Raw genomic sequence first — 20346 nt, 5'->3', positions numbered from 1 at the left:
CACACAATATGTGTACATGATATGGAGGTGGATATATGGATTATAAGATAGTTCATTGTACACAAGTTGGTGTTTATTGCACATGCAAAGGGCGGCGATTCAGAAGTAGCTTGGGTAAGTGTGCAGGGTAATGTCTGGCGAACGGGTGATGAACAGGCAATCGCTTTGGCTGTTGATCCGCTCAAAGCCGAGTGCTTCATAAAAGGTGGTGTCGATGTCGCTGTGAAGAAAAACCGTTGTTGTCGTTGTGCTTGAGAAAAGATGACGGACAATGTCGAGAATTAGCTGACTGGCATAGCCTTGCCGGCGATGCGCTGGCGACGTTGCTATCGAACCTATTCCTGCTTGCCCGTCTTCCAGACCAAACTGATGACGGTACAGAATCAGAGAAGCGACAGGCATATCAGCTTCTGGCAGCACGTACCATTGGCCAGCGGTGTATTTCCGGCTGCGTTTGCAGGCGGTCAGATACTCAGCCTGGGGCATTTCATCGCCCCAGGCTGAGTAGCCCATCATATACACTGAGTTCATCTCGGACTCAGTAGCTTGTCTGATTTGCATCCGTTTTCTTTTTGTTAATTGCCGGTCTGATAATTGCTGATCACCGAAAGCAGAACTCCGCCCAGCGACTCAGGCCAGCGGTGACCGAACCAAAATAATCACCGGCCACGATCGGCACACCGGGCAGGCGTTGCTCGATAAGCTGGCGTAACATGGGAGAGCGGGCACTGCCACCTGTCATAAAGATAACGTCCGGTGCGCATTCCGCCTGAGACAAAGCTTCATTGATCAGACTGCTGATTTTATCCGCGTTGCTGCTGACCGCCTCTGCCAGTTCATGGCTGGTACAGCTGATCGGCAGTGTTTCCTGTCTGATGCGGATCTCGGTACTGGCACTGGATGATTCGGACAACGCGATTTTCAGCAGTTCGGCTTCACGCACTAATTGATGACCTAAAGTATGGTGGTAGACCTGCAGCAGTCTTTGCAGCAAAGCAGGTTCTGCGGAATCCCGCACGAGCTGTTGCAGCACGGCTAAGTTCGCGCTGGCGTAAAAATCACTTTGTGCGGCCACATTGTTGATCGCCACCGGGTTCCAGAATTGGCTGATCGGCGCTGCCAGTCCGCGCTGGTTGGTGCTGTGCTTGCCAAACAAAGGCATGATACGCTCGAAGGCGAGGGCGATATCCAGATCGTTTCCGCCAACGCGGCTGCCACTGTGAGCCAGTAATCCTTCTGTTCTGTCTTCTTTATTTAACCAGCCCGGCCCCATTTGCAGCACGGAGCAGTCGGTGGTACCACCACCTATATCGACCACCAGTACGGTTTTGTCTTCTTGCAACTGGCTCTCGTATTCCAGACCGGCAGCCACAGGCTCGAACTGGAATTCTATCGCTTTGAAGCCAGCACGCGTTGCCGCCCGGCGCAGAATACTCTCGGCCTGCTGGTTAGCCTTACTTCCGCCTGTACCCTGAAAGTTGACAGGGCGACCGATAACAGCCTGCGTAATACTCTCACCGCACTGGTTTTCACTGCGGTGTTTGATATTTGCCATCATGGCACAGACCAGATCTTCAAACAGACTCAGCTGGATGTCATGTAAACCGGAAGCACCAAGAAAGGATTTTGGTGATTTGACGTAATACACTTCATCAGGATCATTGAGGTAGGTGTCCAGCGCCTGCTGACCAAACTGTAAGGCATGCGCATCAACGATGATGTCGTCGTCTTTGTTGGCAGAGATCGAACGACGCAGTAATTGCTCTCCAATCTTATCAGCGGGTTTGATGTCATAGTGACGAAATAGCGCCTCGCTGACGGCCTCGCGGCTTGGTGCCGCAAGCGTTGAAGGAATGAAAAAGCTGTCGCCTTCAAGGGGAAGCAACCTTGGCTGACCATTCTCCATAACAGCAACAGCGCAGTTGGCTGTGCCGTAGTCGAAACCTATGTACATACTTCCTCCTGACAACTAAAAAGCCGACCAGTGTACGAAAATTTCGGCCTAAGACAAGAAAAGGAAGCACTGACCGTGAGAATTGCATTCCATCTCGCAGAACAGCTTCTAGCGATAAAGCTTACGGAAGAACTTTGACGTGAGCGTGTAGTCGTAACGGAGTTGGATCAGCGAATATATTAAGGTAGAACCGGCCACTGTTCCCCATGGGTAGAAGAAAAAGAGTATGCAGCCAAACAACATAGTGGCTTTTTCAGCCCAGGGATGGCGGATTAATAGTCCGTATCCGGCAGTGAGATGAAGCACTATCATCAACACAGCCAGCAGCACCATAGAGAAATTGTTGGTTTCAATGTTCATGATGCCGTCGATGGCGGCCTGAAAACCTGAAACGATGCCCCATATCAGCCAGATAATCGCGTAAAGGGCATGAAAACCTATTGCCAGCCTGAATTTGAGTGAGTATTTCGAGCGTCGCGAGTCGTGAGACTGCGATTGTTCGCCCTCAGTACATTTTTTACACATTTCTACCGGAGTACCGTCAGGTTTATCCAGTGTTCGAACACCGCATTGTACGCAGTACATTATTTACGCACCACTTGCCTGTTTATCGCATCGCATTTCATTGCGATAGCTGTAGTTACAAATTCACAGATGCAAAGCTTCATCAGTTAACAACATTTCCTAACAATTATAATTTCATATAATGCCGTGTTCTTTAACATTTGAATGTCAGTTTTTCGCTTTTATGGTGTTCGAAATGATGAAAATGCTGTGGGAGTCTCATTTTGGTGAATCAAATGTACCGTTACATAAGGTTATGAAATTTAAGGCTTATATAAATTAGGGTAGCCTAATTTATATGTGGCAACTGTCGGCAATATATTATTTGCCTTTTTTCATGTGTAATGGCATAGCATGATACTGCTTTTCTTTTATCAAAGAATGCATCGGACAGGTTTGATGAATCATTTTCTCTGCGGATATTATTCTGGCCACTTCTTTTTAAAATCAAGTAATTCTGGCAGGCAACGGTTAAAGGCCTCGACAAGAATCGGGTCGAAGTGAGTGCCACTATTTTTACAGATATAGTCAGAAGCATCTTCAATGCTCCAGGCCGGCTTGTAAGGACGTTGACTTGTCAGAGCATCAAATACATCGGCAATGGCTGTTATACGTGCTTCAATGGGAATGGCGTCTGTCTGTAAACCGTAAGGGTAGCCTGTGCCGTCCCACTTTTCATGGTGATAAACGGCGATGTTTTTGGCCATTTGCATCAGTTCTGAGGTGTCATTGCCCAAAATTTCTGCCCCTATCAGGGTGTGGCGCTGCATGATTTTCCATTCTTCACCAGACAGCGCCCCTTTCTTTTGCAGAATATGATCCGGGATACCAATTTTGCCGATATCATGCATGGGTGCTGCATGCAGCAGGGTTTCCGACCACGCCGGGCTGTAACCTGCGGCCCTTGCAATGGTATATGCGTAATGGCTCATGCGAATAACGTGATGGCCTGTTTCGTTATCTTTGTATTCTGTTGCTCTGCTCAGTTTCTGAACCACGGCAAGCCGTGTTGATTTCAGCTCATCCATTTTGACCAGCGACAGCTGATTTTTCACACGGGCCCGGACAATGGGCGGGCTGACGGGTTTGGTGATGAAATCGACCGCGCCCAACTCAAAACCTTGTGTTTCATCTTTAGTGTCTGACAGCGCGGTCACGAAGATCACTGGAATGTGTTTGGTGTCCGGTGCGGCAGAAAGCTGTTGAATAACCTCATAGCCGGACAGGCCTGGCATCATAATATCCAGCAGGATCAAATCGGGTTTTTCTGTGTTGGCAAGTGTAATGGCGCGGCTGCCGTCTCTGGCGAATAGCAGGCGGTAATCCGATGCCAGAATGTTTTTCAGCACCTGTAAATTGGCGGGTTCATCATCCACAACCAGAAGGGTTTTACGTTCATCCATGTTATGCCTCCACTGCCTGCTGGCTGACGAGATAGTTATTTAGCAGCGTGGCTGCTCGATCCAATTCAAAATCGCTCATGGCCGATTCCACATCCATTGCCAGTTCTGCAGGGAGCTGGGATTTAACCGCTGAAAAAGCGCAGTCCGGCATCTCGCCCTGTTCCAGTTGCTGAATGATTTTCCTTATATCGTCATGGTTGAGGGTTGTCGCTGTTTGATGCTCAGGTTCAGCAGAGAAATCTTCTACCGAAGTGAGCAGCAGCGTAATGGCATTAAACATCTCGCGGTATTGAGTAAACAGTGGAACCGTATTTTCGTCACGCTGTAATGCTTGTTCCAGTTTTTTCATGCAGTGATGGATACCCGGCATGCACAGGTTGCCAGTCACACCTTTCAGGCGATGCACATGCGACAGGGCTTTTGTCTGGCTGCCACTGAGCAAGCGAGCCAGAAAATCAGGGTGATGCTGTGGCTGGCTGATGAACTTCTGTATAGCGGTGAGCTGCGATTGTTCATTGCCCCAGAGCAGGCGCCCTTTCTCCAGATCGATAAGGGTGTCCTGATTGTCGTCTTGTTTCTCAGGGTGAACCGGAACCTGGGCGATAATCCCTTTCAGGTAAGCAATTTCTGCTTTCAGCGCATAGATATCGATCGGCTTGACGGCAAATCCATTCATGCCGGCGGCGAGTGCGTTACGCCTGTCTTTTTCAAGTACGCTTGCCGTCAAAGCAATAATAGGTACTTCTTTTAACTGCTGTTCTTTTTCGTAAGCCCGGATGGCTTTACTGGCTTCCAGACCATTCATCTCAGGCATTTGAACATCCATGAGAATGATATCAATGTGCCTGGATTTATATTGTTTTATGGCTTCTGTTCCGGTTCTGGCCGTGACTAACTGATGGTTATCTCTTTTTAATAATCCTGTCATCAGCTCCAGATTTTGCTCGACATCGTCTGCCACCAATATGGTCATAGGCGGTAGATGAACATTGTCTGTTATGTTGTCATCAATCTGAGCGGACTGTCCTGCCGGTAACGGCAAATCAACACGGAAGGTCGAGCCCTGACCTGGCTGGCTGTAGACAGCGATTTTGCCGTCCATCAGTTCAACCAGCTGTTTGGCTATGGTCGTTCCCAGGCCTGTGCCGCCAAAACGGCGCGACATAGTGCTGTCTGCCTGAGAGAAAGGGGCGAAGATGCTCTCCAGTCTGTCTGGCGCAATGCCAATTCCCGTGTCTTCGACCAGAATGGTGATGCCTTTGGTACGGCTGGAAGTGATGTCCAGTCTGACATAACCCCGCTCGGTGAACTTTACAGCGTTACTCAGTAAGTTCAGGATAATTTGCTGAACGCGGAGCGGATCACCCTGGAAATATTCACTGAGCTGCGGGTCATAGCGCATTGTCAGCTCTATGCCTTTTTTGTTGGCCAACAACGATTGAGTTGCGATCAATTGCTCACAGATTTGACGAAGAGAGAAATGGCGGGATTCAAGCTGTGTGGTCCCGCTTTCAAGCTTGGCAGAATCCAGCACATCGTTAAGCAGGTTGAGCAGGGTTTTCGCAGATTGCCGGATAATGCCAAGGTGTCTTTGCTGTTCGGTGCTCATTTTTCCGTCCAGCATGAGTTCAGAAAAACCGATAATGGCATTCATTGGTGTTCGCAATTCATGACTCATATTGGCCAGAAAGGTGCTTTTTGCCTGAGCCGCGATTTCTGCTTCTTCTTTGGAGCGGCGCAGATCGGCTTCCATTTGTTTCTGCTTGCTGATGTCAGTGATCACACCGACAAAGGTGCTGATGCCATTGAGCTTGGATTCGCCAATAGATAAACGAATCGGTTTCATCAGGCCGTTTTTATGCAGCGCGGTGACTTCTCTGCCAATGCCGATAATACGTGCTGTTCCGGTTTTGCGGTAATTCTCCAGATAGGAATCGTGCGCACTTTGATAGGGCTCTGGCATCAGCATGCCGATGTTCCTGCCAATGACTTCACTTTCGTGATAACCAAAAATACGTTCTGCAGAGGCATTAAATGACAGGATAATACCGCGTTGTGACATTTTAATAATACCGTCTACGGCGGTATCTATGGTGGCTTTCAGCTCAGCAGCGGTTTCTTCACTGTGCTGCAGTAATGAGCGGTAGCGGGTCAGGGCGTTGACCGCAGCAATGATCAGGCTCAGGGATACGGTGACAATTGAAATGGTAATGGCGAGTAAGTAATGACGCTGGCTGCCAGGGATAAATGCTGGATCGGGCTGACCGACAAACCGGGTTGCTTCCATGGCAGTATAATGCATACCTGCAATGGCCAGTCCCATAACAACACTGGCAATCAGCTGGATCTGGTAGCCAGGCATTGAGCGATGCTTGCGCAGACCAAAACTGATCCATAAGGCCAGTGTGGCTAACGAGGCAGCGACAAAAATGGAGAGTGCGAATAAGGCCGGGTCATATTTTAGCGCAGGCCCCAGTACCATCGCCGCCATGCCAATGTAGTGCATTGAGCCTATGCCCAGCCCGACGGTTATACCACATAGGATCAGTCGTGCATTACTGACAGCCCGTTTCGTCAGCAAATGGAGCGTTACCCAGGAAGCAAGAAAGCTGGGTATAGCGGAAAGCAGGGTAGTGCTGATGTTGTAGTTCACCGTGGTACACAGCTCGAACGCCAGCATACCAATGAAATGCATGGCCCATACACCCACCCCTAACGAAGCTGCGCCTGTCAGTATATGGAGGCGGCGAAGTAATCGACTACGGCTCTGTTTAGCCGATTCAGCTAAAGAAAGCGCCAGTAAAGAGGCACCCACAGAGATAAGCAAAGAGATAGCAATCAGTGAATAGTTATATTCACCAGTGACCAGAAGGCTTGGGTCTGTGCTGTCGGAGATAAAAAAACGCGAAAATAGTTCTGCAATCATGATTCATCAAAGACCAGCCATCCGCCATCTGATGCGAGATAACCAGTTAGGTTAAATTAGTGTTGTATTTTTATGTCAATGGGCGCTCACATTATCCTGTCGGTCAGGAAGAGTAAACCATTCTGGCGTTAGTAAGTGCTAATAATCAACACAATATCAATAAATAGTGATCACCTTATGAGCTGATGTTCTTATCATTGTTTAAGACAAGTTTGTACAAGATTGAAGCCTTGTATTGGCGTAAAGTGACTGTTTTCGAAGCGCGGATAGTGGTAGGCAATGAAAGAAAAGGAAATATTCATGGCAGCGTCAGCCGTTTTGCTGACTGGCAAGGAGAAACGACGGTTGTTTAAACAAGGCGCTCTCGCAGTGATGCCTTTATGTGTTGCGGTGATCCCCTGGGGGTTACTTGCGGGTTCCTTTGCTATTGATGCAGGGCTGGACGTGTTTCAGAGTGTGGCCATGTCAGCGATAGTGTTTGCCGGCGCGGCGCAACTGGTAGCGACCGGGCTACTGAAAGCCGGGGTCGGTATTGTGACTATTTTACTGACCACCTTTTTCATTACCTCAAGGCACCTGCTGTACAGCATTACGATGCGAAACGTGATCAGCCCGCTTCCGCTTCGCTGGCGGCTGGGTTTGGGCTTCCTTCTTACCGATGAGCTTTTTGCCTTGTGTGGTAACCAGTCCCCGAAGCGTTTTCAGCCCTGGTATGCGCTGGGAGCCGGGCTTTGGTTTTACATCAGCTGGAACATCGCCACATTAGCAGGCATTTTCGCGGGAAAGTTTATCCCGAATCTGGACAGCCTGGGTTTGGATTTTGCCATCGCCGCCACTTTCATCGCTATTGTCGTACCCAGTATTCAGCGTTGGCCGGTGTTGATCGCAGTACTGATTGCCTTGGTGATGTCGGTATTAATGGCAGCTCTGAACATAGAAGGCGGGTTGATGATAGCCAGCTTAACCGCGATGTCAGGCGGATATATATCTGAACGCTTGATGGGAAATAAATCGATTTACAGTGAAATAACAGAAAAACAGCAGGAAGACAAATGATGATCTGGCTAACTATATTGACAATGACGCTGATTATTTTCGCCAGTCGCTATCTATTTTTAGAACCCCGATTGCCTGTAAAACTGAACTATCAAACTCAGCGTTTTTTAAATTACTCGAGCCCGGCAGTGTTGACGGCAATTTGGGCGCCTATTGTTTTTTTGCCTGATAAAAATACTGTTGATGTTACGTATAGTAACCCATATTTAGTTGGCGCAATTGTTGCGATTATAATCGCTTTGAAAACAAAGAATGTTTTATTAACGGCTGTGATAAGTATGGTGGTGTTTTTTTGCGTGTCATTTTCTATAAAATGAGAATTTGTTGCTTATATTGTTGATTTAAAAAGTTTTCTCTTTTATGAGAAATTCGGATTTATAAACTTAAGTTATAGTTGGTTAATCAAGCCTTAACGCTCTCAGTGCTGCCCGACTTTACGGGTGGCTGACTTGTGCGCGGAAAAAAGAAGAGGTTAACCATGACCATGCAAGCATCAAAAGGCAGACAGCCTGATAATGTCAGTGCATATTTAAAACCGATGCAAATAATCGGAACATCCGTTCTGGTTATTTCAATGCTGTTTTCATTTAGCTCACAAGCTAAAAACAACAATGAGAATGACTATGATTTACAACCCATAGAGGAATTAGGAAAAAGATTATTTTTTGAAAACATCTCCGATCCTAATCGAATGTCTTGTGCGACTTGCCACGCGCCAAACACGGGTGGCACGTACAATGTATCCGGTGTGAATTTACATCAGGTCGCCGTGACCGGGGCAAGGCCTCATTTGAGACCACAAGATTTAGAAGAGGGACAAGAAAAAACGACGGTGAAAAATGCTGGTGGTCTGAAGCCGCCGACAAATCAATATGTCAGCTTTCTGTATGACGGTGTAGCAAAAGGTCTGCAAAAACTCCAGCTTGCGGGGCAGGGGCCGTGTGGTATTTTTCCTTGTGGCGGTGCGTTTTGGAATGGACGCGCGAATGGAGACATTGTCGAAAATACTAATCTGGTTTTTGATGTTAACGATGCCAGCTGGCAGAAAAAAACGCTTTACGCTAAATACCTCGGTTCCCTTGCTGATCAGGCCTTTGCAAGCCCATTTTTGAACCCTGTCGAGCAAAACCACAAGAGCAAAGAAGATGTGTGTAGCCAAGTAGAATCTACCAAATGGGGTAAAGAGCTGTATTACCTGTCATGGGGCGTGGGTTTATCTTGCCAGTCTGCAGCGGAATCGGCCACGGCCTTTGCGCGCTTTTCTGTTGCTCTGGCGGCATGGCAAATGTCTGAAGATAACAATCGCTTTAACTCAAAACGGGATATTGCTCTTGCAGAAGACGACAATCAACAATTCCCGTTAGCTGGATTCACCGATCTGGAAAACGAAGGGCATGACCTGTTTTATGGCCAGGCTGGGTGTGTTATTTGTCATAACAGCAATGGTGCCAATGGGACGCATCCCCTTGAACGTTATACCGATGACAGCTATCACGCGATTGGTGTGCCAAGAAACTATGAGCTACCGGGTTCTCCATTACCGGATATCGGATTACATCCCACACTGTTAGATCTGGGATTAAATCCCAATGCCAATTTACCCTTCCCTCCGTTTAATGTTCAGAATGCCTTTATTGGTGCCCACAAAACTCCAACACTGCGCAATGTTGATAAACGTCCGGGAAAAGGATTTACCAAAGCGTATGCCCACAATGGCTGGTTTAAGAGTCTGGAAAGTATTGTGCATTTCTACAATACCTCAGATGTTGATGGTCAGACCGCGGCAGATTTTGGTGTGATACGTTGCCCTGCAAGTATCGTGACCGAAAAAGAAGCGCTTGCCAATAATTGCTGGCCTGCACCTGAAGTGCCCGATGCACCGCTATTAACTATTGGTGCTGTAACAGGTGATCTGGGGTTAACGGCTCACGAAGAAGCGGCGCTCGTTGCTTATATGAAAACGCTCACGGACACCACGACTGTGGAACCACCGAAACCCTATAAAAGCACCAGTAACCCGCCGAAAAAAGGCAAAAAATAAAACTACAAATAAAAAGAAAAGCGAGATGATTATCTCGCTTTTTTCTTCTTTATTTTGTCTTACTTTCTGGGTCCTACTGGCACCATGATGTGTTCATAGGGGGTGCCTTTCCACATCACATATGGCCCGCCGTTATTGGGATCGGTGGGAAGCGAATCGAGTAAGGTTTTGTCTGGTGTGATAATCATTAAATGTGGTCCTTCAACCACCCATTGATTGTCTGCAGTTTCACCTTCCGCATAAGGGTCGATATTGCTCGCGCCGCCGTCACCAGCCAGCATGTAAGAAATACCTATGGTTTTCGTTTCAACGGGTTCTTTTTTCATCCAGGCTTGTGCCCATGCCATCCACGGACCATCCATGCACATAGGAGCTGTCCCTTCCAGCTGAGGAGGTGTTGGAAAGCATGTATAGTCATTGGAGCCTTTTTGTAAGACATTGTTATCCCAGTCCATTACGGTGACTTTATCTCTGAGTGTGGGGGGAGCTGCACTCAATGCATCATCCAGCATTGCTTGTTTGTCATCGGCATTGACGATAGCAGGGAGCCCTGCTGTAACAAGCACTACCAGAGGCAGATATCTGGCAAATTTCATACCGTTATCCTTAGTCGAATGACGGTGCTGAGCAGGTAACGAATAAAGTATAGTCTGCCGAAAGCAAGATAATTGTTGCGAATCTTATGCTGGTTCTGTGCCAGTCAAGGCCAAACGGTATTGGCCTTGACTGGTGCTATTGCTCTTGATTGCCGTACCGTTACAGCGGTCCTCCCTGATTGAACAAATCGCCTGAGTTTGCCCAGCATTTACTGAAGGGTAAACCGGACGCTCCGACTGCCGGTAGGGTGATCAGAATGTCATCGGCGCGATTATCATTGTTGCTGTCCTGATCAAGATGTCCATTGGAAACCGTTAAGCTCGGGTGGTCGAACGGTGCTTGGGCACAACGCACCCGCTCATCGGTTAACGTTTTCAGGAAAGCCACTAAATCGGCTTGTTCCTGAGAGGTTAAGCCCAGTGGTCTGATATCAGGATCCAGATTGGAATCATTATTACCAAAGCCAGAGTTATTGTTTGACTCAGAACCTCTGCGGTTTCCTCCCCGGTTGTAGAATTCGACAACCTGTTCGAGCGTCGCGGCACCGCCATTGTGGAAATACGGCGCTGTTAACGCGATGTTCCGCAACCCGGGCGTTTTAAAGGCACCGTCAACAGCATCGCGTTCCAGACCTGCGATGACCCTATCTCGTAGCGCATTGGTCTGCTGCGCGGAGTTACAAGGGAAATCATTAAGTACAGGAACCTCAAAGGTGCAGGGATCGACTTCAAACGGATCGGGCGCGTTATTGCCGAGCAAAATATCAAAATACTGGCGGGTAAAAGACAACGGGTTGCCCCAGGGGTCAACAGCACCGACACCCAGATCCTCTTTGGTTGGTTTCACTCCGATGTTGTAGAAACCGTTATCGTAGAGTGCAACCTGGTTGTCACCCATGATCATTCGCTCAACAAGGCCTTCTTCCTGATTTTCAGCTTGCAGGTGAATGGCGGCAGAGGTGAACTCTGGACCTTTGTGACAGTTCACACATTTTCCTTTATCAACGAATACCATAAGCCCTTGTTTTTCCTGCTCAGACAGCGCATTTTCATTGGGTTCAATGGCCGGTGAACAAGAGGGTTCATGGCATCCTCTGAAGCGGTCAAACGCAGTATCATCGGAAATGAGTTCAGCTTCGTAGAGCATGATGGCAATGCCCCAGAACAGAGAGAAATTGATCTCGGTTTGGGTATAGCCCTGGCTGTCACTAACCAGCATTGGTTCGCTGCCGCTGTTATCAATAACAAAGTTGCCACGGGCTGCCCAGTATTGCGGCTCGAAAGCCATTCGTATTAACTGAGCGTAGCTGGTTCGCAAGCCTTTGCCGCTGGGATGGACCAAATCGGACAGGTGGCTGTCATTGTTAGCGATATCTTGCTGTGCCAGTGGTCTCAGGCTAACGATGCGTCGACCGACATCGGCAAACTGTCTGCCTGCACAGGACATTTCGAAATCACTCAATGTTGGCCCGACAGCCTGAGAAGCCAGACTGGCGTTGTTGAGATCGATCCGGGCAAGTTCGGGAGTACGGCCGTTAAGGATCATCACCCTCGCTTGCTCATTACGTCGTCCGAACGGGTCGGTACCGTTAAAGATATTGTTGGCACGACCATCCCAAAAGTTTCTGAAGTTAAATGCAGCATTGATGACCGTTGGGGTGTTCCTCGGTTCGACTTTTCGGGTAGCCAGGTTGGACTGAGTATGGAAAATGCTGCCTTCCGGGTCACCACAGTACTCATTCAGATCTCTGGGAATCACAGTGCCGAATGAACCATCGAAGGTTCCCGGTGATGTAGCGGAGTCATTGGTGGAGTATACAATGGCTGAATTGCGGTCATCTTTATCAACCAGCTGGTGAAATGGAAAATCATCCGGGGTGAGTGTGATATTGGCCCGGGCCACTTGGTTACTGGCGGTAAAGCCATCGGTTGCCATCGGGCTGGGTGGTACGGTGCCACCAAACTCAGTATCAGGGTCGGGATTGCCATTGGCATCGACCCGCAACAGGCCGGGAGTAAGAATATTGGTGATCCTGCCATCAGCACCCGCTTTGAAGTGGCAGCTGGCACAGGCTTGCCCGTCACTGCCGACCTGCTGATCCCAAAAGAAGGCTTTGCCAAGTTTTATGGCGATGTTTTTGTCTCTTACAATACCGGTTAAATCAGGTAGAGGTACTTGAAGGTTCGTGAGTGCTTCAGGAATCAAACTTTCTATTGGTTCAGGTTCTTCGGCAGGTATTTCAGATTGTGCAAAAAATACAGCCCCCAAGCTAAAACAAGCAATGGTGCAACCTAGTGCACCAAAGCGCATTGCTTTTCTACTTTTTTCCATTATTATTCCCTCGCATTAATAAACAGCAATCAATGCTAACTTCAGAGATTTTATTATTGGTTAATGTTAAACAAATCTATGAGTTAATTTTAAGACGTCTTCTAAGTGACACACTTGCCCCAAATAAAATAGTAGTGAACAGAAGCAGAGAGCCGGGTTCCGGAACTTGATACGTACCGTCGAAATATAAATCGGTGTAATAGTTGTCGGTTAAATGCAACCCAGGACCATAGTCTTTGAGGGTATAGGTGAAGGATAAAATAGAGCCGTGTGAGAACTCATCGATGTTAAAACCCAGCGCGAGGCCATGTGAAAAGAAAGCTGGAGTCACTGAATTATTGAGGGCTAAACCATAGTAGTAAAAGTTTCCGGAAAGATCATAGCTGTCATTAATCTCCCAACTATCGGCACTGTTGCCGGCATTATAGGCATAATCATCATCACCGTAAAAATCAATGACTGCATCTAATACACCCACAATGTGAACATCCGTAAAGCTACTGCCGGAGTTATTTTTGATCTGCCACTGTAATGTACCGTAGTTATCACTATCAAGCGCAGATGTGAAAGAGGTGACAAACTCGTAGGGGATGTCACTGTAGCCAATGCCGTAGTTGTCGAGTGGTGTATCTACATAAACATTTGTATTGTCAGGAGAAAAATAACTTGAAAACGCAAATATGTCTACCAGTCCTGCTTGTGAGGTTGATGATAACAAGAGACCTGAGACATATAAACCAGTGCGAACAGTTCGAAATGTAGATGAGATTTTCATGATATACCCCCTGCTTTATTAGTATTTAATTATCTCACGACGAATTCATGCCAAATTCATGCCGTTTTTGTTCGGTGGTTTAACTTGTTGATTTAAATTTATTTTCATTTAATTCCTGTCGCGTTTGTTTTTATGGTGTAATTTTTTCTGACAGTTAATTTGATGCAATGTTTGCTATGTCGTTAAAGCTAGTCATTACGGTATGTTTTTATTTTCATTAAGAATAAAAATTATGGTTTTTAAAGTGTTGGTTTGTTTCTGCGGGTAACTAATAAAGAGATGGAAAAACTAAGGAAGGATTCGAAGCTTTATACTTTATCCCTGTTGTAATTTATATTGACTGCGTCAATAGGAAGGGGATAAATATGCTTTATTTTTAATCGTGCCAATAACGCTGTTGATAATAGTTGCTATTGTTATTTATGTTGTGTTAGTTGTTCAGTGAGGATTCGAGTGGTAACTGAATATTCTTGGGTCTGGGTTTTATCGAACTAATAGTACAGTATGCTGTTTATTAGTCATGGCTGCATTATGATCTGGCGAGGAGTATGGACGTCAATGTATCTCTGGGTGAGAGGAATATAAGAGGTGGAGCTAAGAAGAACGGCACTCAATGTAATATCCTGCATGGATTGTTTGTTATCGGCACTGCCAATAGCAGCTAACCTTGCTGTAACAAGCCATGCCAGCAGCAGCTAATCATTTGTCAACCTGCAAAAGGCCATGCAAAAAGGCCATGCAGAAAGACCACAAAAACGAATGATTATAGTGGCCTGACTAACTATATTGACTAAAGTATCCGCATTTTCAAAACGTATTTATAACGATCACTGCATAAGGCATGGCGATGACAGACAGGCAAAACCGGTTTCTCGAAGGTCCCATCAACAAAGTACTTATCTCGTTAGCGGTTCCCATTATTTTGACCAATATTCTGCAGTCGGCCTATCAGCTGACAGATGCATTCTGGGTGGGGCGCTTGGGCGCATCTGAAGTGGCGGCTGTGTCTGTCAGCATGCCCGTTACCTTTCTGGTGATTGCGTTAGGTTCAGGGTTAGCCATGGCGGGCGCAACGCTATCTGCACAATACATGGGGGCAGGGCGCCGGGACAAAGTGAACCATGTGGCGGCTCAGACCATGCTGATGGTCGCGGTTACATCCGTGGTGCTGGGATTCACTGGCTATTTGCTATCGCCCTATTTCCTGACGTTACTGGGCGTGAGCGAAAAGGTCTATGGCGATGCGCTCAAGTTCATGCACGTGTCGTTTATCGGGGTGATTTTTGTCTTTTTATTTGCCATGTTTCAGTCTCTGATGCGGGGGATCGGGCAGATCAAGATCCCGCTGATGATTGTCTTCGGTACTGTGATCCTCAACTTTTTTCTGGACCCCTTGTTTATTTTTGGCCTTGGCAGTTTTGAAGGACTGGGTGTCATGGGGGCGGCGCTGGCGACACTGGTCACCCAGTCAATTGCTGCAATACTGGGCCTGATGGTGTTCATGCGGGGCAGACATGGCATCCAGCTGGAATGGCACAACTTCAAGCCCGATTTTGCCTATATTAAAAAAGCGTTTTTTCTGGGTGTCCCTGGCTCAGTAGAGCTGTCTGCCCGTGCATTGGGGATGATCATTCTGTCGTTTCTGGTGGCGAGTTTCGGAACAGTAACGATTGCCTCTTATGGCGTGGGTTCCAACCTGCTGCAGTTTGTGATGATTCCGGCCATGGGGCTGTCGATGGCAGTATCGACCTTGGTGGGGCAGAACATAGGGGCGAACCAGATTGAGCGGGCTGAAAAAATCACCTTGCTGGGCACGCTGTGGGGCTTTCTCGGTCTGACGGTGATCGGCATCCTATTCTATGTTTTCGCCCCTCATTTGATCGCTGTGTTTATTCCCGATGATCCTGAGGTGATCAAAGAAGGTGCCCACTTTTTGCGTACTATGTGCCTGACATGGGGCGGTATTGGGGTACAGCTTTGCGTCGTTTCCGCGTTTCGGGCGTCAGGTAATATGCAGAACGCCATGATGGTTGCACTGGTGTCGCAATGGGTGGTGCAATTTCCGCTGGCCTATGTGTTGTCAAAACATACGGCGTTGCAGGATAACGGTATCTGGTGGTCTTTTGCTGTTACCAATGTGGTGGTCGCTGTTTTTGCGTTTTGCTGGTTTAAGCGAGGAACATGGAAAAAGACCCGCCTGACTGAAGAAGAGCAACAGATAGTGCATATCACGGATGAAGCCTTAATTGAAAAAGGCAATCAGTAGCTCAGCGACGTGCTGTTACTCAATAGTGCGCTGATGTTTGAACTGCTGCGGGGTCAGTTTGAAGGCCAGCCGGAATGCTTCAATGAAAGCGGAAACAGACTGGTAGCCAATCTCATGGGCCACATCCTGCACAGGTAAACCTTGCTCAAGCAGCGTCATTGCCGTCATGAGCCGCAGGCGCTGCCGCCATTGCGGAAACGTCAGTTGTATTTCTTTCTGAAACACCCGGGACAATGTCCGTTCGGTTGCTCCGGTCTGACGAGCCCATTGTGCCAGGGTTTTTGTGCTGCCGGGATGACTCAGTAACTCATCGGCTATAGGTATAAGCCGGCGGTCTTGCGGCATGGGCAGCTCCAGTGAACTGTCTTTGTCTGTGCTTAACTCGTCTTCCAGTACCGCCAGCAGGCGTAAAATACCAGGTGGCTGTTCTTGATCGCGCACAACGGATTGCCTGAGTTTCAGGATCAGTTCGCGGAAAAACGGCGTCACTTCAATCGGCTGGCTGGACGCCGGTAAGTGGGTTAAGGACGCTGGGTTCAGGTACACGGCGATAAATGTGGTGTCCTGTTGCGCCCTGGACTCGTGCCATGTGTGTGCCGGGATAAACAATGCCCTGTGGTGTGGAATACAGAACTGATGCGTGTCAGTGCTGCATTTCAATAATCCCCTGGATGGAAAAATAATCTGATGCCACGCGTGCTGATGCGGTTTGTCGTGAAAGCCTTTAGCCATGTTCAGGGTATTGATCAGAAGAGGTTGGCATGAATAGGTCGCGATCAGTGTATTACCGTCAGGTGTTGCATATGTCTTTTTATCGATATTTTTTGTCATATTGTCGCTACCTGACCGGATTGTTTCGCGCATAGTATGGGTTGTGTTATCGAAACTCAAATACAAAACGCAAAGGAAAAGCAATGAAAGTACATTTTGTTATGCATGAAGCGTTTGAAGGACCAGGCGCTTTATTACAGTGGATTGATCAGCGTAATTATTCGACGTCATATTCGCGTGTTTATCTGGGCGAGGTGTTACCAGAACGTGGTAATGATATGGATCTGCTGATTGTATTGGGTGGCCCGCAAAGTCCGGCAACCACCAGAGAAGAGTGCCCGCATTTTGATGCTGCAGCGGAAATTACGCTGATCAAAAAAGCTGTCTCAAGCAAAACACCGGTTGTCGGGTTCTGCCTGGGGGCACAACTTCTCGGGGAAGCGTTAGGTGCGCCGCATTGCCGGAGTCTGGAGCCGGAAGTGGGCTGCTTTCCCATCGTGCTTAACAAACACGCAAGGCTGGACCGCAAGTTTGAAGGGTTTCCGCCAGAGCTGGTTGTTGGTCACTGGCATAATGACATGCCGGGGCTGACACCTGAATGCCAGGTGCTGGCAACCAGTCTGGGCTGTCCGCGCCAGATTGTGCGTTATACCTCGTTAGCCTATGGCTTTCAGTGCCACCCCGAATTTACCCGCGACTCGGTGGAAGGTCTCATCAGATACTCTGGCGACGATCTCAACAATTACGAAAATAAGCCCTTCATTCAGACGGCTGATCAGCTGCGCAAAGCCGATTACGGTGAAATGAACCGCGCCCTGTTCAGCTTTTTGGATGCACTGGTGGCTGAGTCACGCCGTGAGTGAGGGTGACAGCATCTAGGTGAGTGTCTGCTGAAGCCAGGAAACAAACTGCTGAACCGCGGCAGTTTGTTTGTGTCGGCTAGGGATGACTGCGTAATATTCAAGCCCTGTTTTTTGCAATGACGCAAAGGCAGGGTGCGGTATCAGCCATGCTTCACTCAGGGGTTGCTGTACCAGTAACGTACTGATAAAAGCCACGCCCTGGCTTGCTAATGCAGCCTGTACCGCATGATTTTCCTGATCAAAGTACCGGATACTCACAGACGCAGCAGCGGCCGGAGTTAAACTTTCAAGTGAAGGTTCAATGGCAGGTAAATCGGTATTTTGCCATCGGGTGGTAAAAACAGTGGCGTTTGCTGCTGTTTTTACCTGCTCACAATACGAAGGTGAGGCTACGCAACATAATGTTTCTTTTGTCAGCAGGATAGATTGTGGGTCCGAAGCCGGGCAATGGCCATAACGGATAGCCACATCAAATCGTCTGTCGTGTTCGACATCTTCTTTACTCTCACCGGTTTTCAGAACGACATCCAGTTCAGGATGCTGTTGTCGGAACCGTTCCAGCCTTGGTACCAGCCACAAACTGGCGAAGGCAGAAGTCGTGCTCACGGTAATCGTGCTGGCCTGACGACGTATGTTATTCACCCCTGATTGCAGCTGTTTAAGCGCCTGGTGTGTGCAAAGCAGTAATTCTTCTCCTTCCAGGGTTAACACAACAGATCGGGTTTTTCGTTCAAATAGCTGGGTACCCATCTGCGCTTCCAGTTGACGAATCTGATGAGAAATAGCGGTTGGCGTAACATAAAGCTCAGCAGCGGCGTCTTTAAAGCTTTTCAGACGGGCGGCGGCTTCAAACGCGCGAAAGCTGTTGAGTGAGGGGAGACGGGCGAACATTTAATATACCTAAAGGTGAGTTTTTTTCATCTATGTGGAAGTATATCCCTTTTGTCATTACTGTCACTCAGGCAGACAATATTCTCTGACCACAACTTACTTTGGAACAGAAGGATAAGCGGATGACAATTTTACATTTAGATGCCAGTGTACGCAGGACTGATAATCTCGTTTCAGGCCATAATTCAATTTCTAAACAAATAGCGGCTTCTTTTATGGATGTATGGCTGACTATTGCTCCGAAAACCGCTGTGATACATAGGGATATTGGTATTAACCCGCCAGAGTTCATTAGTCAGGACTGGATTGCAGCGGCTTTTACTCAGGAGGTGAATCGGACCGCTGCCCAAAGGAAAGTGCTGGCACTGTCTGATGAATTCATTGAGGAAGTCATGGCGGCGGATACGATAGTCATCTCGACACCAATGTACAACTATGGTCTGCCTGCTGCGCTGAAAGCTTGGTTTGACCAGGTAATACGCATCAATAAAACTTTTTCATTTGATCTGGAACGGGGTGATTTTCCTTTGTCGCCGATGTTAACCGGGAAAACACTGGTGCTCATTACCTCTACTGGTGAATTTGGTTTCGAAGCCGGAGGAGTCCGCGAAGCGATGAATCACCTTGGTCCGCATATTCGTGTTATGAGTCACTATTTGGGGGTGGAACAGACCTATGAAATAAGTGCCGGCTACCAGGAATTTGGTGATAGCCGCCATCAGGCGTCGCTGAAAGCGGCGTATGCAGAGGCTGAAAACCTGGCGCGATCACTGGCAAACCGAGATCTGGGCATTCGCTGAGCATGGCTACAGACATCTGATGGCCCAGTCGGTGAGGCTCTCCTGATGCAATAATTGGGTTCTGACATGAAAAGCCACCTGTCACCAGGTGGCTTAGACAATCAGACTTTCTGATCAGAGACTTTCCTTACACGCCATTGAGCCAGTCTGGCAGCCAAAAAAGTGTTGCCGGGTTTGAGCAGAATAATGAGCACACCCGCCAGAATCATTGCTGCAGATATGACCTGTAAAGCACCGACATGCTCACCGTAAAAGAGATAGCCGCCGAGCAAGCCGAATACTGACACCATCAGATTGACCGGTGCGACCGTACTGAGCGGATACTTCACCAGCATACGATTCCATACCCAGTAGCCAAATACCGTGGTCGGATAGGCCTGAAATAGGACTGAGAAAGTGGTGTAGCCATTCCAGCTGTTAATCGTGGTGGTGATGATATCTGTACCATTTAGCGAGAGTGCAAAGAGCAGCAATGGCAGAGGCGCAAATGCCATGCCCCAGATACTGAAGGCAAAGGGTTGTCGGGTGCCTGATTTCTTCACCAGGGTGCTGACCAGGCTCCAGGACAATGCAGATATCATCACTAAAGCCACACCTTTTATTGTGATGGTGCCGTCAGTGGCCATCAGGGATAAAGCCAACCCGGTAAACGCAAACAGGGCGCCAATGACTTTGTGTATTGTGAATCTGTCGCGAAAAACCAGATAACCAATGAACAGACCAAAAATGACATTGGTCTGCAGTAACACTGATGTCATTCCCGCAGACAGTCCGGCGGTGATTGACCAGGATGCCATGCCCCATACACCCACTCCAAACAGCACGCCGTAACTCACCAGGTAGCGCCAGGCAACATCCGGTTTACGAACAAAGAAGATCAGTGGCATTGTCGCAAGTGTGAATCGAATTGCAGTCATCAGCAGAGGATCAGCCTGACTGACGCCCAGTTTGATCACAGAGAAATTGATGCCCCAAATGAACATCACGAATAAGCCCAGGCAGGCATCTTTAAATGTCATGCGTTGTACTCCATTGTTGATTTAACCAACATTGTGGATTACCGTCGCAGAAAGGTGCAGATACAATTTTTAACAATAAAAAGAGCACA

General features: G+C 48.0%; 17 protein-coding genes. 6 read left to right on the top strand and 11 right to left on the bottom strand.

The window, feature by feature from the left end:
• Positions 1-99: 99 nt before the first annotated feature.
• The 5 genes from IFO68_RS01710 to IFO68_RS01690 all read right to left on the bottom strand — a co-directional run bounded on the left by IFO68_RS01710 (position 100) and on the right by IFO68_RS01690 (position 6847).
• Entirely contained in the window at positions 100-561 is a 462-nt protein-coding gene (locus IFO68_RS01710; protein ID WP_192014090.1) for a GNAT family N-acetyltransferase, read from the bottom strand.
• A gap of 40 nt (positions 562-601) precedes the next feature.
• A complete protein-coding gene (gene yegD / locus IFO68_RS01705) occupies positions 602-1954 on the bottom strand; it encodes a molecular chaperone (RefSeq protein ID WP_192014089.1) in 1353 nt (450 codons plus the stop codon).
• A gap of 108 nt (positions 1955-2062) precedes the next feature.
• A complete protein-coding gene (locus IFO68_RS01700; protein ID WP_192014088.1) occupies positions 2063-2539 on the bottom strand; it encodes a hypothetical protein in 477 nt (158 codons plus the stop codon).
• A 401-nt stretch (positions 2540-2940) separates the two neighbouring features.
• Positions 2941-3921 (bottom strand): HD domain-containing phosphohydrolase, encoded by a 981-nt coding sequence (locus IFO68_RS01695; protein ID WP_192014086.1) that lies wholly within the window; start codon positions 3919-3921, stop codon positions 2941-2943.
• Position 3922: 1 nt separating this feature from the next.
• The gene (locus IFO68_RS01690; protein ID WP_192014084.1) at positions 3923-6847 is read right to left on the bottom strand and encodes an MHYT domain-containing protein; all 2925 of its coding nucleotides are present in this window, start codon (positions 6845-6847) and stop codon (positions 3923-3925) included.
• Positions 6848-7147: 300 nt separating this feature from the next.
• On the opposite strand from IFO68_RS01690, the gene IFO68_RS01685 reads away from it, so the two are divergent.
• The 3 genes from IFO68_RS01685 (at position 7148) to IFO68_RS01675 (ending at position 9944) form a co-directional block, all read left to right on the top strand.
• Positions 7148-7903 (top strand): AzlC family ABC transporter permease, encoded by a 756-nt coding sequence (locus tag IFO68_RS01685; RefSeq protein ID WP_225444998.1) that lies wholly within the window; start codon positions 7148-7150, stop codon positions 7901-7903.
• The gene (locus IFO68_RS01680; RefSeq protein WP_192014536.1) at positions 7903-8220 is read left to right on the top strand and encodes an AzlD domain-containing protein; all 318 of its coding nucleotides are present in this window, start codon (positions 7903-7905) and stop codon (positions 8218-8220) included. Before IFO68_RS01685 ends, IFO68_RS01680 begins: the two co-directional genes overlap by 1 nt.
• Before the next feature lie 161 nt (positions 8221-8381).
• The gene (locus IFO68_RS01675; protein WP_192014080.1) at positions 8382-9944 is read left to right on the top strand and encodes a cytochrome-c peroxidase; all 1563 of its coding nucleotides are present in this window, start codon (positions 8382-8384) and stop codon (positions 9942-9944) included.
• 59 nt (positions 9945-10003) lie between these two features.
• On the opposite strand, the gene IFO68_RS01670 is transcribed toward IFO68_RS01675, so the two are convergent.
• From IFO68_RS01670 to IFO68_RS01660, 3 genes are all read right to left on the bottom strand, one after another.
• Positions 10004-10540 (bottom strand): hypothetical protein, encoded by a 537-nt coding sequence (locus IFO68_RS01670; RefSeq protein WP_192014078.1) that lies wholly within the window; start codon positions 10538-10540, stop codon positions 10004-10006.
• A gap of 160 nt (positions 10541-10700) precedes the next feature.
• Positions 10701-12872: a cytochrome-c peroxidase gene (locus IFO68_RS01665; protein WP_192014076.1), complete on the bottom strand. Its 2172-nt coding sequence runs from the start codon at positions 12870-12872 to the stop codon at positions 10701-10703.
• A 76-nt stretch (positions 12873-12948) separates the two neighbouring features.
• On the bottom strand, positions 12949-13647 hold the full coding sequence (locus IFO68_RS01660) for a PEP-CTERM sorting domain-containing protein (protein ID WP_192014074.1): 699 nt from the start codon (positions 13645-13647) through the stop codon (positions 12949-12951).
• A gap of 847 nt (positions 13648-14494) precedes the next feature.
• On the opposite strand from IFO68_RS01660, the gene IFO68_RS01655 reads away from it, so the two are divergent.
• Entirely contained in the window at positions 14495-15913 is a 1419-nt protein-coding gene (locus IFO68_RS01655) for an MATE family efflux transporter (RefSeq protein WP_192014072.1), read from the top strand.
• Between the two features lie 15 nt (positions 15914-15928).
• Here the strand turns inward: IFO68_RS01655 and IFO68_RS01650 are convergent, their stop codons facing one another.
• The gene (locus IFO68_RS01650; protein ID WP_192014070.1) at positions 15929-16744 is read right to left on the bottom strand and encodes an AraC family transcriptional regulator; all 816 of its coding nucleotides are present in this window, start codon (positions 16742-16744) and stop codon (positions 15929-15931) included.
• 83 nt (positions 16745-16827) lie between these two features.
• Here IFO68_RS01650 and IFO68_RS01645 point away from each other — a divergent pair, with 83 nt between their 5' ends.
• Positions 16828-17547, top strand: a complete 720-nt coding sequence (locus IFO68_RS01645) for a glutamine amidotransferase-related protein (RefSeq protein WP_192014068.1) — start codon at positions 16828-16830, stop codon at positions 17545-17547.
• A 12-nt stretch (positions 17548-17559) separates the two neighbouring features.
• Here the strand turns inward: IFO68_RS01645 and IFO68_RS01640 are convergent, their stop codons facing one another.
• Positions 17560-18438: a LysR substrate-binding domain-containing protein gene (locus IFO68_RS01640; RefSeq protein WP_192014066.1), complete on the bottom strand. Its 879-nt coding sequence runs from the start codon at positions 18436-18438 to the stop codon at positions 17560-17562.
• A 122-nt stretch (positions 18439-18560) separates the two neighbouring features.
• Here IFO68_RS01640 and IFO68_RS01635 point away from each other — a divergent pair, with 122 nt between their 5' ends.
• Complete coding sequence (locus IFO68_RS01635) at positions 18561-19238, top strand: FMN-dependent NADH-azoreductase (RefSeq protein ID WP_192014065.1); 678 nt, start codon at positions 18561-18563, stop codon at positions 19236-19238.
• A 101-nt stretch (positions 19239-19339) separates the two neighbouring features.
• Here the strand turns inward: IFO68_RS01635 and IFO68_RS01630 are convergent, their stop codons facing one another.
• Positions 19340-20257, bottom strand: a complete 918-nt coding sequence (locus tag IFO68_RS01630; RefSeq protein ID WP_192014064.1) for an EamA family transporter — start codon at positions 20255-20257, stop codon at positions 19340-19342.
• Positions 20258-20346: the final 89 nt, after the last annotated feature.

Source organism: Photobacterium arenosum (assembly GCF_014841115.1).
GTDB lineage: Bacteria > Pseudomonadota > Gammaproteobacteria > Enterobacterales > Vibrionaceae > Photobacterium > Photobacterium arenosum.
This window is presented reverse-complemented; position numbering and strand designations above follow the sequence as displayed.

Excerpts from the sequence above, each read along its gene's own strand:
- IFO68_RS01710 (WP_192014090.1), bottom strand. The coding sequence starts at position 561 with ATGCAAATCAGACAAGCTACTGAGTCCGAGATGAACTCAGTGTATATG.
- yegD (WP_192014089.1), bottom strand. The coding sequence starts at position 1,954 with ATGTACATAGGTTTCGACTACGGCACAGCCAACTGCGCTGTTGCTGTT.
- IFO68_RS01700 (WP_192014088.1), bottom strand. The coding sequence starts at position 2,539 with ATGTACTGCGTACAATGCGGTGTTCGAACACTGGATAAACCTGACGGT.
- IFO68_RS01695 (WP_192014086.1), bottom strand. The coding sequence starts at position 3,921 with ATGGATGAACGTAAAACCCTTCTGGTTGTGGATGATGAACCCGCCAAT.
- IFO68_RS01690 (WP_192014084.1), bottom strand. The coding sequence starts at position 6,847 with ATGATTGCAGAACTATTTTCGCGTTTTTTTATCTCCGACAGCACAGAC.
- IFO68_RS01685 (WP_225444998.1), top strand. The coding sequence starts at position 7,148 with ATGGCAGCGTCAGCCGTTTTGCTGACTGGCAAGGAGAAACGACGGTTG.
- IFO68_RS01680 (WP_192014536.1), top strand. The coding sequence starts at position 7,903 with ATGATCTGGCTAACTATATTGACAATGACGCTGATTATTTTCGCCAGT.
- IFO68_RS01675 (WP_192014080.1), top strand. The coding sequence starts at position 8,382 with ATGACCATGCAAGCATCAAAAGGCAGACAGCCTGATAATGTCAGTGCA.
- IFO68_RS01670 (WP_192014078.1), bottom strand. The coding sequence starts at position 10,540 with ATGAAATTTGCCAGATATCTGCCTCTGGTAGTGCTTGTTACAGCAGGG.
- IFO68_RS01665 (WP_192014076.1), bottom strand. The coding sequence starts at position 12,872 with ATGGAAAAAAGTAGAAAAGCAATGCGCTTTGGTGCACTAGGTTGCACC.
- IFO68_RS01660 (WP_192014074.1), bottom strand. The coding sequence starts at position 13,647 with ATGAAAATCTCATCTACATTTCGAACTGTTCGCACTGGTTTATATGTC.
- IFO68_RS01655 (WP_192014072.1), top strand. The coding sequence starts at position 14,495 with ATGACAGACAGGCAAAACCGGTTTCTCGAAGGTCCCATCAACAAAGTA.
- IFO68_RS01650 (WP_192014070.1), bottom strand. The coding sequence starts at position 16,744 with ATGACAAAAAATATCGATAAAAAGACATATGCAACACCTGACGGTAAT.
- IFO68_RS01645 (WP_192014068.1), top strand. The coding sequence starts at position 16,828 with ATGAAAGTACATTTTGTTATGCATGAAGCGTTTGAAGGACCAGGCGCT.
- IFO68_RS01640 (WP_192014066.1), bottom strand. The coding sequence starts at position 18,438 with ATGTTCGCCCGTCTCCCCTCACTCAACAGCTTTCGCGCGTTTGAAGCC.
- IFO68_RS01635 (WP_192014065.1), top strand. The coding sequence starts at position 18,561 with ATGACAATTTTACATTTAGATGCCAGTGTACGCAGGACTGATAATCTC.
- IFO68_RS01630 (WP_192014064.1), bottom strand. The coding sequence starts at position 20,257 with ATGACATTTAAAGATGCCTGCCTGGGCTTATTCGTGATGTTCATTTGG.